Raw genomic sequence first — 13,062 nt, forward strand, 5'->3', positions numbered from 1 at the left:
GCCCATCGCAACGCAACACCCCCCGTGGAGCAAGCGGATTTGACGCCGTGGCGGCTTTGCGACGCGCCGCCCGCCGGGACGCGGTGGAATCCGCGGGCGGCGCGCCGGCCGGCAGGGGGCAGCCCGGGCCTGACATCCCGGCGCGCTGGCGGCCGGCGCGCGCCGCGGCCCCCTCGCGGCCCCCGCGCGCCGTGACCCCCCTCACGGCCCGCGCGCGCAGCGGCCTGCCTCGCGCCGCCGCGCGGCGCGGTCGCCATCTCGCCCCCCGGACGCGGCGAACGGCTGTAACCTGGCCGCGGACAGGCCGAGGCCCGCGCGGATTCGACGCGGGGGCGGGCATCGAGCCGGACCACACGGAGCATGCATGGTGGCGACAGGGGCCTTGGACGGCGCGGCCCGGACGGCGGGGGCTCCCCCCCCGCAGGCGGCGGAGACGCTGGATGGGGGCAATTACGAGGTCATCCGCCGGCGGCTCGTCGAGCGCGCCGAGGAGCTCGGCCGCCGCGCCGAGGCGCTCAACGCGCGGCGAAAGCAGGTGTTCGGCGGCACCGACCTCGCGCTCCTCGAGAACGCGCGCGTCAGGACCGAGAACAACTGCCTGCCGCGCGACATCGTGAGCATCCGGGGCAAGCTGCTCGTCGGCTACCTCGTGTTCATGGGGCTCAAGGAGGTGAACGTCGGCGACGTCTTCAGCCTCCACCGCTTCGCGAGCGAGGGCGGCGCCTTCGACCTGTCGCACGCGCCGCTCGAGGAGGGCGACGCGTTCCTCGGCGACGCCACCTTCGTCAAGGAGTTCAACGACCTCCACCGCTACGTCAAGGAGCCCCGGCTGCTCCAGCTCCGGCGCAGCGACACGCGGATGCTCGCCGTCTTCCAGGTCGGCGCCACCGAGCGCGACGTCAAGGTGTTCCGCTGGAGCATCGACGCGACAGGGCGCGTCCGCTACCTCGACGCGCGCGGCGACGAGGACAACGTCCGCCCGCGGGCGCACGACTTCGCCTGGACGCAGACCACGCGCGACGACCACGTGCAGGGCAAGCACCCGCACGTCACCATCCTCGGCGAGATCTTCGTCGAGACGGTCGGCGGCGACCTCACCATCAAGGTCGAGAACAACACGGCCACGGGGCTCGGCATCTACCGCGAGCCGGTCGACGACGCGGGCCAGGCGCTCGACGACGCCGACATCCAGTATGCCCGGCTCGGGCCGCTCATCCTGCTCAAGATCAAGCCGTTCCGGGAGCCGTCGTACCGGTACCTCGTCTACAACGGCCGCACCCGGAAGGTCGTGCGCATCGACGCGATCGGCCTCGCCTGCCTGAGCCTCCCGGAGGACCAGGGCATCGTCTTCCCGAACGGCTACTACCTCATCACCGGGGAGACGAAGCGCTTCGAGGGCAGCACCGACAGCCTCGTCTTCGAGCGGGTCATCCGCTCGCCGAACGGGGAAGACGTGCTCTACGTGTTCCACCAGGTCGTGGACGGGCGCTACGTGCTCTTCCCGTACAACCTGATCCGCAAGGAGATCGCGACCCCGATCCAGTGCCACGGGTACAGCCTCTTCGACGACGGCAAGATGGTGATCTTCCGGGCGCTGGGCGAGGAGCCGACCCGCGTCCACCCGATGCAGATCTGGCAGACGCCGTTCATGACCGCGGAGTTCGCGGCGTCGGCGCCGACCGACGGCTCGTACCTCGCGAAGGTGGGCAACGCCGACCTCGTGCGGGGGATCTCGGACGCGCTCAGCATGCGGCGCGCGGCGATGGACGGGTCGCCCACCCGCCAGACGTTCGAGGACCTCATCCGGACCGCCGAGCGGATGACCGACGCCTACTACTGGCTCGGCCACGCCGAGGCGGGCGACCTCCTGTCGACCGTGAACGAGCTCCGGACCGTCTCGGAGAGCATCGTCGACGAGTTCGAGAAGGTCGAGGCCATCAAGGCGCGCGCGGCGAGCGCGCTCGCCGAGACCGAGGCGGCGCAGCAGCAGCTGCTCGGCGGGGTGCGGCCCGAGGACGCGGCGAGCGTCGACGCGTTCCTGAAGGCCCTGACCGCGCTGCGGCGGCAGCGGGGGCACCTCATCACGCTCCGCGAGCTCAAGTACATGGACCTCGGCCGCCTCGACGCGCTCGAGGCCGAGATCCTGGCGCGCACCGGCGAGGTGAGCGGCGCGTGCGTGACGTTCCTCCTCGGCGACCAGGCGTTCCGGCCGCTGGCCGACCGGCTCGCGGGCCTCATCGCCAGGATCGAGGCGGTCGCGAAGTCGTCCGAGCTCGCCCCGTTCGCCGCGGACCTCGACGGCGTGAACGAGGGGCTCTCGGTGCTCGCCGAGATCGTGGCGGGCCTGAAGGTCGACGACCCCACGGCGCGGACCCGGATCCTGGAGGGGATCAGCGAGGTCTACGCGCAGCTCAACCGCGCCCGCGCGACGCTGAGCGCCCGCGGCAAGGACCTCCGGGGCGCCGAGGGGCGCGCCGAGTTCGGCGCGCAGTTCAAGGTGTTCGGCCAGAGCGTCTCGAGCGCGCTGGCCGTCTGCGACTCGCCCGAGCGCTGCGACGCCGAGCTCTCGAAGCTCCTCGTCCAGCTCGAGGATCTCGAGGGGAAGTTCGGCGAGTTCGACGAGTTCCTGGGCGAGCTCGCGGCGAAGCGCGAGGAGGTGAACGACGCGATCGCCGCGCGGCGGCAGACGCTGCTCGACGAGCGGCAGCGGCGCGTCTCGAACCTCGTCGCCGCGGCGGACCGGATCGTCCAGGGGGTGACGCGGCGGGCGCGCTCGTTCGCGACCGTGGACGAGCTCAACACGTACTTCGCGTCCGACGCCATGGTCGCGAAGATCCGCGATCTCGCGGCGAGCCTCCACGCGCTCGGCGACAGCGTGAAGGGGGACGAGGTCGAGGCGCGGCTCAAGTCGGCGCGGCAGGACGCGCTCCGGGCGCTGCGCGACCGGGAGGACCTGTTCGAGGGCGGCGGCGGCGACGTCATCAAGCTCGGCCGCCACCGCTTCAACGTGAGCACGCAGGCCCTGGAGCTCACGCTGGTCCCGCACGGCGAGGGGCTCGCGCTGCACCTCACCGGGACGGACTTCTTCGAGCCGATCGAGGACCCGGCGCTCGAGAGCGCGCGCGACCTCTGGGGCCAGGAGCTCGTGAGCGAGACCCCGGACGTCTACCGGGGCGAGGTCCTCGCGGGCTCGATGCTCGCGGACGCCGAGGCGGGGCGCGGCGGGCTCTCGATCGACCGGCTGCGCGAGGCGTCGCTCGGCCCGGGCGGGCTGCTCGCCGCGGTGCGCGCGTACGCGGCGGACCGGCACGACGAGGGCTACGAGCGCGGCGTCCACGACGCGGACGCGGCGCACCTCCTGGAGAAGCTGCTCGCGCTGCGGGCCACGGCGGGGCTGCTCCGCTTCGGCAGCACGCCGCGGGCGCTCGCCTGCCTGACCTGGGCGGGGCTCGACCCGCGCGCCCGGGATCTCGCGCACCGGCGGGCGCGGAGCCTCGGCCGGCTCGCGGCGCAGCTCGGCGAGGGCGAGGCGCGGGCGGCGCTCGCGGCCGAGCTCGCGGCGAGCGTGGCCGCGGCGGCGGCGGCGCACCGGCTCGCGGCGGACGTGAACCGCGCGGCGGACGTGCGCGTCGCGGCGCGGTACCTCGTGGAGGAGCTCGCGGCGGAGCACCCGAGGTTCGTGACCAGCGACGCGGCGCTCGATCTGCGCGCCGCGCTGCTCGCGCGCCTCGACCTCGAGGGCGGCCGCGGGGCGTTCGAGGAGGACCTCCGGCAGCTCGAGAAGCACCCGGCCGAGCGGCTGGAGCTCGCGCTGGCGTGGCTGCGGGGGCTCGCCGCGCGCGACGCCGCGTGGGCCCCGCTGGCCCACCTCGCGCTCGAGGCGGCGGTCGTCATGGTGACGGAGCGGCACCTCGAGCGGGAGCCGAGCGGGGCCGTGACCGAGGCGCGCGTCGAGGGGCTGCTCGGCCAGCACCCGCGCATCAAGGAGCGCGCGCTCGCGCTCCGGCTCGACGAATTCCTGAGCAGGATCGAGGACTTCCTGCACGAAAGGGCGCCCCGCTACCGCGCCTACAGGAAGGTGCGGAGCGAGATCGCCGAGCGGGAGCGGAAGCGGCTGCGCCTCGAGGAGTTCGCGCCGCGGGTGCTCACGTCGTTCGTGCGCAACCGGCTCATCGACGAGGTGTACCTGCCGCTCGTCGGCGCGAACCTGGCGAAGCAGCTCGGGGCCGCGGGCGACGCGAAGCGCACCGACCTGATGGGCATGCTGCTGCTCATCTCGCCGCCGGGCTACGGCAAGACGACGCTGATGGAGTACGTCGCGAGCAAGCTCGGCCTCGTGTTCATGAAGGTGAACGGGCCGTCGCTCGGCCACGAGGTGACGTCGCTCGACCCGACCGAGGCCCCGAACGCGACCGCGCGCCAGGAGGTCGAGAAGATCAACCTGGCGTTCGAGATGGGCAACAACGTGATGCTCTACCTCGACGACATCCAGCACACGAACACGGAGCTGCTCCAGAAGTTCATCTCGCTCTGCGACGGGCAGCGCCGGATCGAGGGCGTGTGGCGCGGCCGGACGAGGACGTACGACCTGCGCGGCAAGAAGTTCTGCGTGGTGATGGCGGGCAACCCGTACACGGAGTCGGGCGCGCGGTTCCAGATCCCCGACATGCTGTCGAACCGGGCCGACACCTACAACCTCGGCGACATCCTCGACGGCAAGGAGCAGCTGTTCGCGCTGAGCTACCTGGAGAACGCGCTCACGTCGAACCCGACGCTCGCGCCGCTCTCGGGGCGGCCGCCGGGGGACACGCACAAGCTGCTCCGGATGGCGCAGGGCGAGTCGGTCGCCACGACGGAGCTCGAGCACGCCTACTCCGCGGCGGAGGTCACGGAGATCGTCGCCGTGTTCGAGCGGCTCTTCCGGGTGCAGAAGGTGCTCCTGTCGGTGAACCTCGAGTACATCCGGAGCGCGTCGCAGGACGACGCCTTCCGGACCGAGCCGCCGTTCAAGCTGCAGGGCAGCTACCGCAACATGAACAAGCTGGCCGAGAAGGTCGTCGCGGCGCACACGCCCGAGGAGATCGACCGGCTCATCGACGACCACTACGTGAGCGAGTCGCAGACGCTGACGACGGGCGCCGAGCAGAACCTGCTCAAGCTCGGCGAGCTGCGCGGCCGGATGACGCCCGAGCAGAAGGCGCGGTGGGAGGAGATCAGGAAGGGGTACCAGCGCATCAAGCGGATGGGCGGCAAGGAGGACGATCCGGTCGTGCGCGTGACCGGCACGCTCTCGATGCTGGGCGAGCAGCTCGAGGGCATCCGCGGGGCGATCGGCAAGGCGGCCGTGGCGGCGCAGGCGGGCGACGCGCGGGCGCGGGAGATGAAGCAGTGGCTCGCGCCGGAGCTCGAGCGGCTCTCCGCGGCGCTCAAGGGGGTCGCGCAGCCGACGGTCGAGGTGAAGGTCGAGACGGATCGCTCGGTGTCCGAGTTCGTGGGCCACCACCTGTCGCTCGTGGAGCGGATCGTCGCGCCGCTCTCGAAGGCGACGACGCAGAGCGCGTTCGGCATCCGGGCGATCGAGGCGCAGATCGCGGAGCTCGGCCAGGCGCTCCGGTCGCTCGACGAGCGGGTCCGCGCAGCGGCGCGCCCGCAGAGCCAGCCGCCGCCGCCGGTGCGGCCTGGTGAAGCCGACCCCACCCGCGAGCGCGGAGGTGCGTGAGCGGATCACAGCACCCGCGCTCCACCGACGAGCGGCCGCGGGTCTCTCACAAGGCGGGCGACCGCACGGAGCAGAAGTCTACAAGAGGAGTAGAGAGGGATCCGTCGTGCGTGTTATCACCATGCCGCGACGCGTATCGTCAGCGGATGGCCTGGACTCGAAGCCCCGCGCTCCGGCGCTGGGCACGTAGGAGCTTCGGCGCATGAAGATGATGACCCTCGGACCCTTTGATGGGAACGCGTGGCTGCTCGGCCGGAAGGTCGAGCGAACGGTCGCGGAGTGGAAGGAGCCCGCGCGGCTCGCGATCCTGGCCTTGCCGAACGGGGGGAAGCACGAGGAGTACCTCGCCGCGGTCGAGGACGCGACGGGCGTCCCGGTGATCGGGGCCACCACGGGCGGGGCGTCGTTCACGGAGCGGGGCTTCACGAGGAGCGGTGTGTCGTGCGCGTTCCTCGGGGGCGCGCACGTCGAGGTGACGTGCGCTGTGGCGCGCGAGCTGCGGGCGGATCACGGCAAGAGCATCCGGGCGGCGCTGAGCGACATGGACGAGGCGGTCTCGAGCAACGGCCCGCGCAGCGGCGCGCCGAGCTCGATCCTGGTGCTGGCGGACGCGTTCGCGTGCGACGGGGACGAGCTTGTGGCGGCGCTCCGGCAGGGGGTGCCGCCGCACACGCGGGTCTTCGGTGGGACGGCGGGCGACGGGTGGACGTTCGAGGGGGCGCGGGTGTTCCTGGGCCGCAAGGCGCTGACGGACGCGGCGGTGCTTGTGCGGCTGACGCACCGGCACCGGGTGAACATCGACGTGGTGCACGGGTTCCGGGCGGCCGAGGGGGGGCGGGATTTCACGATCACGGACATCGAGCGGAACGTGCTCAGGACGCTGGACGGGCAGCCGGCGGCGCGGGTGATCGAGGAGGAGCTGTCGCGGCTCAGGCTGAGGTCGAGCGGCGAGGGGCTGCTCCAGACGATGGCGAAGCACGCGCTCGGGGCGAAGACGCCGTTCGGGGAGGCGCTGAAGATCCGGGGGCCGATCGCGGTCCGGGGGGACGGGGCGGTCGTGCTGACCGGCGGGCTGGCCCGGGGGCAGGTGGTGCGGGTGGTGAACGCGACGGCCGACGCGCTGCTGCAGGCGGCGAAGGGGCTATCGACGAAGGTGCTCGGGTCGCTGCCCGCGGTGTCGGGGGCGCTCGTGTTCGACTGCGCGTCGCGGTTCCGGTTGCTGGGGGAGCGGTACCGGGACGAGGTGCGGGCGTTCCTGTCGCCGAGCGGGGCGGCCCATCCGATGTTCGGGATGGCGTGTTACGGGCAGATCGCGAAGTTCGGGGGGAGCGTCGAGGGCTTCTACAACACGAGCGCGGTCATGGTGGCGTGGGGGGAGTCGGACCAGGGGACGGGGCCGGCCAGCGGCTGAGGCCTGCGGCGCCGAGCGGCTCGTGCCCCTGCAAGCGCAAGCGAGAGGCGGGCCAGGGCAGATGTCGGATCTCGGAGGTGCGCCCCGGTGCTTGTTACCCAGCACCTCTGTGCGAAACTCAGCCCGGCGGGATACCGCAAGCTGGAGGGCGTCCTGCTGCTCGGGGGCATCCTCGGGGGCATCGAGGGCAACCCGGCGTTCCGCGACCCGGGCCGCTACCAACTCGCCCTCTTCGGCCAGCCCGGGCCCCGGGCCCCGTGGGGTTTTCGCTTCGAGGGACACCACGATTCCCATCTCCACCCCCGGATGGACTGGGTGCCGCCGAACAAGCCAGTGGTGCTGACCGCAGCACACCGGCAAGGCGTTGGGCCGGGCGTACCATGGAGTGGGGAGTGGTGGCCGCCACCCTCCGCCATGGCGCCGCCACCCGTGAAATGGATCTCTCCTCGTGTTCTCCCGTCGTTTCATGTCGGCATGCGGTGTGCTCAAGGCCGAGCGTCATGCCGACGCTCGAGCACAACGCCCTCGTCGAGATGTTCCGTGAGCACCCGGAGCTCGCGCCCCGCTTGCTCACGACGCTCTTCCACCTCGAGGTGCCGCCGCACGCCTCGGTCGCGGTTGTCGAGTCGTCGCTCGACCAGCTCCTCCCGGTGGAGTTCCGCGCTGACCTGGTGCTCGAGCTTCGAGCCGCGAGCGGCGCGCTGGTGCTGGCGATCGTCATCGAGGTCCAGCGCGACGTGGACCCGGACAAGAGGTTCTCGTGGCCGACGTACGTCACGGGCGTGCGCGCCAGGAAGCGCTGCGGCACGGTCGTCCTCGTGGTCGCGCCGGACGCCGGCGTGGCTGCGTGGGCGGCGGAGACCATCGACCTCGGCCTGGGCCTCGGCAGCGTCGAGCCGCTGGTGCTCGGTCCGGCCGTCGTACCCGAGATCACGGACCCGGCCGACGCGGAGCAGGAGACCGAGCTCGCCGTGCTCTCGGCCGTGGCGCACGGCAACGGGCCGAACGGGCTCACCGTGGTCCAGGCGGCGCTCGTTGCCCTCGGCCGGCTCGACCAGGAGCACGCGACGGTCTACTTTCAGGTCATCTGGAACGGGTTGCGTGAGCCCATGCGGCAGGCTCTGGAGGCGTTGGTCATGGAACGGCAGATCGAAGGCGAGGCGACTTTTCCCCCGTTCGTGCAGAAGCTCATCGACCGCGGCAAGCTCGAGGGCCTGAGGGAGGGCAAGCTCGAGGGCAAGCTCGAGGGCAAGAGGGAGGGCAGGCTCGAGGGCAAGAGGGACACGCTGCTGCGGCTGCTTGCGCGTGCAGGCATCGTGCTCACCGCGGACGAGTGCACGCGCATCCAGACATGCACGGACATTGCGACCCTCGACCGCTGGATCGATAACGTCCTTGGGGCGAAGACTGCCACCGACGTGCTCTCCTGAAGGTTGACGGTTGCGGCCCCACAAGGCGATGAATCAGACGGGCTATACCCGCGGATCATCGCCAGGGCGTTAGGCGCTGTGGTGGCAGATCCATAGGGCGGCACCTTTCAAGGCAGTTCTGCTGACCCTTGCACCGACTTGTTCGAGGACAGAGAAATGAAACTGACGATCCTTCTGGAGGAGTACGCGAAGCACACGGCGCTCAACTTCGGGCAAATGATGCAAGGCGTCCGGTACTTCTATTCTCATCCGGACTGTGATGAAGCCGCGGCGCGAGCGACGTTCAAGCACTGTTTCTTGTCGGTGTCCCTTCGAGCGAAGCGCGCTGCGAACGACCTCTTCTTTTCGGTGATTCCACCTCACTGGCATCATACGCCAGACGAGCTTCGCAGCATGCGAACGTTCCCGATCAAGAAGTGGTTCTTCTATGGATATTCAGCCTGGCAATTTGACGAGTCCGGGGAGGTCAGAACCGACCTTGACGGAACAGAGGATCGACGATGGGATCCGCGATGCCAAAAGCCACAGACTTGACGCGACGCGCCGAGTCCGGACATCGCTTCGAGCGCGCGGCGCCGCGTTCAGGACGTCGCGCGCCCCCCCTCGCGGCCGGGCGCGACACCGTCCGGGCAGGTCGCTTCAGAACCCGAGCGACCGGATCGCCTTGCGGATCGTGTCCGCGCTGGCACGGACGCCGGCCTCCTCCTCGGGGCTCATCGGGATGGGCAGCTGCGACTCGAGGCCGGACCGGTTCACGATGCACGGCACGCTCAGGCACACATCGTCGATCCCGCGATAGCCGCTCAGCAGGCTGCTGACGGGCAGCACGCGGTTCTCGTCGCGGAGCAGGGCCTCCAGGATCTTGGCGGTCGCCAGGCCGATCGCGTAGTTCGTCGCGCCCTTGCCCGAGATCACCTGGGCAGCGGCGTTCTTCACGCCGTGGAAGATCTCCGTCCGGTCGCTCGCGCCGATCTTGCCGTGGCCCGGCACCGACCACGCGTCGAGCGGGATGTTCGCGACGCTCGCGCTGCTCCACAGCGGCACCTCGCTGTCTCCGTGCTCGCCGGCGATGTACGCGTGGACGTTCTGCACGGCCACGTTCAGCTGCCGGGCGATCAGGAAGCGAAACCGGCTGCTGTCGAGCACCGTGCCGCTGCCGATCACGCGGGCAGGCGGGAGGCCCGTCAGCTTGAGCGTGACATACGTGATCACGTCGACCGGATTGGTCACCAGCAGATAGAGCGCGTCCGGCGCGACCGCCAGGAGCTTCGGCAGGAGCTCGCGGCATATCCCGACGTTCGCGGTGGCGAGGTCCATCCGGCTCTGTCCGGGCTTCTGCTTCGCGCCGGCGGTGATGACGACCACGTGCGCCCCGCGACAGACCTCGACGTCATCGCTGCCCTCGAGCGTCGCCGCCGGGACGAACTGCAGGCCGTGGTTCAGGTCGAGCACCTCGGCATCGACCTTGGTCCGGTTCACGTCGAAGAGGGCGACCTCCTTCGCCGCGCCGCGGAGCAGGCAGGCGTAAGCGATCGTCGCGCCGACGCTGCCGGCGCCCACGATCGCGACCTTGCTGGGGGAGACGGACGGGTTGTCAGGCATACCGATCGGCTACCGCGGCGGCAGGGCCGGACCAAGCCAAATCAGGGGCGCGACACGCCGCGACAGGCCGCATTCGCCCGCGCGGCCGGCGCGAGCGATGTCCGGCGCCCGCTGTGTCCGGTCGCGGGGCTCAGCTCTCCGGGAGCGGCTCGGTGGAGCGCCCCTGGCGCGGCGCTCCCGCGTCGGCCTTGCCGCTCGCGGCGGCGGGCGCCGGGGCGGCCGGCACCGCGACGATCGCCGGCAGGACCAGCGGGGCCATCGTCGGATCGACGGCGGCGCGCGGGTCGATGACGCGCGGATCGAGGGCGAGGCCCGGCTGCGCCGCGGCGGGGCTCAGGGCGACGCCCTCCTCGCGACACGCGCGGAAGAAGGTCTTCATCACCTCGGACTCCAGCAGATCGTGGCGCTCGAAGTCGGCGATCCAGAACTTGATGACGTACCGCTGGAAGAGGGGTGTGACGGCGGCGAGCCAGAGCCTGGGCGGCGGCTCGCGGAGGATGTCCGGCACCTGCGCGCAGGCGCGCTGCGCCGCGCGCTCCACGGCCTCGGGGGCGGCGCCGAGCGAGACGAGCATCTCGATGTTGCGCGCGCACGTCCGGTCCGGGGCGCAGAAGTTCTGCACGCGCGCCTTGGCGATGATCGAGTTCGGCAGGATCACGATGTCTCCGGAGAACGTCCTGAGGCGGGTCGAGCGCCAGCCCACGTAGACGACCTGCCCCTCGATCCCGTCGACGAGGATCCAGTCGCCCACGCCGAACGAGCGCTCGGAGTGCAAGGCGAGCCCGGCGAAGAGGTTGCCCAGGGTGTCCTGCAGCGCGAGGCCGAGGACCACCGTGATGACGGTCGAGGTCGCGAGCAGCGGCACGAGGTCGACCCCGGTGGCCGCGCCGACGATCGAGAGGCCGGCGACCAGGTAGAGGATCGCGAGCAGGAGGTGCCGCACGAGCGCCGGGAGCTGCACCTTCTGGCGCTCGGCGAGCCAGTAGTCGATGACCAGGGTCTCGGCGATCTCGATGGCCAGGTACGACGCGAGCGCGAGCTCCAGGAGGAGCACGCCCTTGTGGATCCTGGGCAGCTCGCCCCCGCGCAGGGCGATGTACGTGTGGAGCGCGAGCAGCGCGACGAGCACGCGCGCCGGCAGCCGCATGCGCCGGAGCAGGAGGTCGTCGAGCGACGTCTGCGTGGCGCGCGCGACGCGCGAAAGCAAGCCGAAGAGCAGGCGGTAGGCGACGAACCCGAGCGCGAAGACGGCGAGCGACATGCCGAGCGCGGCGGGCAGCGAGGCGGGGGAGCGGACGAGGTCGGCCCAGAGCGCCGGGAGCCGGTCGAGGTTCACGGGGCGCAGTCTGCCACAAGCGGCGGGCGGGGGGCCCGCGCTGCGCCAGACCTCAATCAAGCGCCTGAAAATCGCTCCCTTTCGGGCTCAGAATGAGGAGCCCGGGTGTTTGTCGAGCTGCTGAGGCTTGATCAAACTCTCCATACCGGTCGAACGCTCGTCTATCGGCTCCTCGCCTGGCGCCCCGGACCGAGAGACCGCTTCGCTTCGAGAGGATCGGTCGGCGCTCGAGGCGCAGCGAAGAGCGATCGCCGTCGACAATGGAATAATTCAACACCAACGGCCTTCTCCCTGTGCTGTCCTGAAGCCGAATCCTGGATGCCAAGCTCCCAAGGTGCGATAGTCTAGGCCCCGGCGCTGAGCTCTTTGCGGGCGAGGTTCGCCGCGCCGGCATCGCGACGCCGGCCTACCAATTCCGTCATTCTCTTCAGATCGCGCCCCGGCGCGACGAGGTAACGACCATGACCGAGATGAACCGCACAATCCGAGGCACCCGCAGATTCCTGCTCCTCCCCTTTCTCTTCATCATCGCTGCGTCCGGTTGTGGCGAGTCCGGCGCGACCGGTGAGAACGACAACACCGGAGGGGCCGGCTCGGGGACCGGAGGCGCCTCGACGGGTGGCACGAGCGCGGGGACCGGAGGTGGCACGAGCGCGGGGACCGGAGGCGGCGCGACAGGCAGCACGAGCGCGGGGACCGGAGGCGGCGCGACAGGCAGCACGAGCGCTGGGACTGGAGGTGGCGCCACGGGAGGGCCCGGATCGGGGGGCAGCGGGGCAGGCACCGGTGGCGCACCGAGCGCAAGCCCGACGTTTCACGTCTTCATGCTCATGGGCCAGTCGAACATGGCCGGTGTCGCAGACGAACAGGCCAGTGACCAGAATTCTGACGCGCGGCTCAAGGTCCTCGGCGGATGCGAGCAGCCGGCCGGACAGTGGAACGTGGCCAATCCGCCGCTCAGTGATTGCCCTGGTGAAAAAGGATGGAACGAGTCGAACGCCGTCGACCCGGGCATCTGGTTCGGCAAGACCCTGCTCGGAAAGCTGGCTGAGGGGGATACGATCGGGCTGGTCGGCACCGCTGAGAGCGGTGAGTCGATCAACACGTTCATCTCTGGTGGCTCACATCACCAGATGATCTTGAACAAGATCGCCAAAGCGAAGACGGCCGAGAATGCGCGCTTCGCGGGCATCATCTTCCACCAGGGTGAGTCCGACAGCGGCCAGAGCTCATGGCCCGGCAAGGTCGTTCAGCTCTATAACGAGGTGAAAGAAGCCTGGGGGGTCGACTACGACGTTCCCTTCATTCTCGGAGAGCTCCCCGCGGGCGGATGCTGCAGCGGTCACAACAACCTCGTGCACCAAGCGGCCGACATGTTGCCTGATGGACACTGGGTCACTCAGCAGGGGACCAACGTCATGGATCAGTACCACTTCGATCATGCGTCCGTTGTTCTCATGGGCACGCGTTATGGCGAGAAGATGATCGAAGCTTTGGGGTGGTAACAAAGCGGCTCGCGGCGGGTGTCCGCGCAACCGAGGCCGCTCGAGTCCCCTGGATTCGA

General features: G+C 70.6%; 7 protein-coding genes and 1 pseudogene. 6 read left to right on the top strand and 2 right to left on the bottom strand.

The window, feature by feature from the left end:
* Positions 1–364 precede the first annotated feature (364 nt).
* From WME75_RS28115 to WME75_RS28135, 5 genes and pseudogenes are all read left to right on the top strand, one after another.
* Positions 365–5,719 carry a DNA repair ATPase gene (locus WME75_RS28115; protein WP_437477278.1) on the top strand — a complete coding sequence of 1,785 codons (5,355 nt, stop codon included), beginning with the start codon at positions 365–367 and terminating at the stop codon, positions 5,717–5,719.
* Positions 5,720–5,921: 202 nt separating this feature from the next.
* Entirely contained in the window at positions 5,922–7,130 is a 1,209-nt protein-coding gene (locus WME75_RS28120) for an FIST signal transduction protein (protein ID WP_437477280.1), read from the top strand.
* A gap of 87 nt (positions 7,131–7,217) precedes the next feature.
* Positions 7,218–7,403, top strand: a pseudogene (locus WME75_RS28125) (DUF3500 domain-containing protein); the annotation flags it as partial.
* Positions 7,404–7,630: 227 nt separating this feature from the next.
* The gene (locus WME75_RS28130) at positions 7,631–8,560 is read left to right on the top strand and encodes a hypothetical protein (RefSeq protein WP_437477283.1); all 930 of its coding nucleotides are present in this window, start codon (positions 7,631–7,633) and stop codon (positions 8,558–8,560) included.
* 156 nt (positions 8,561–8,716) lie between these two features.
* The gene (locus WME75_RS28135) at positions 8,717–9,094 is read left to right on the top strand and encodes a hypothetical protein (RefSeq protein WP_437477286.1); all 378 of its coding nucleotides are present in this window, start codon (positions 8,717–8,719) and stop codon (positions 9,092–9,094) included.
* Positions 9,095–9,199: 105 nt separating this feature from the next.
* On the opposite strand, the gene WME75_RS28140 is transcribed toward WME75_RS28135, so the two are convergent.
* Together WME75_RS28140 and WME75_RS28145 are read right to left on the bottom strand one after the other, a co-directional pair.
* On the bottom strand, positions 9,200–10,162 hold the full coding sequence (locus tag WME75_RS28140) for an L-lactate dehydrogenase (protein ID WP_437477289.1): 963 nt from the start codon (positions 10,160–10,162) through the stop codon (positions 9,200–9,202).
* A gap of 130 nt (positions 10,163–10,292) precedes the next feature.
* On the bottom strand, positions 10,293–11,498 hold the full coding sequence (locus WME75_RS28145; protein ID WP_437477292.1) for a mechanosensitive ion channel family protein: 1,206 nt from the start codon (positions 11,496–11,498) through the stop codon (positions 10,293–10,295).
* A 461-nt stretch (positions 11,499–11,959) separates the two neighbouring features.
* On the opposite strand from WME75_RS28145, the gene WME75_RS28150 reads away from it, so the two are divergent.
* On the top strand, positions 11,960–13,003 hold the full coding sequence (locus tag WME75_RS28150) for a sialate O-acetylesterase (RefSeq protein ID WP_437477295.1): 1,044 nt from the start codon (positions 11,960–11,962) through the stop codon (positions 13,001–13,003).
* Positions 13,004–13,062: the final 59 nt, after the last annotated feature.

The sequence above is a fragment of the Sorangium sp. So ce1014 genome (assembly GCF_051521505.1).
GTDB lineage: Bacteria > Myxococcota_A > Polyangia > Polyangiales > Polyangiaceae > Sorangium.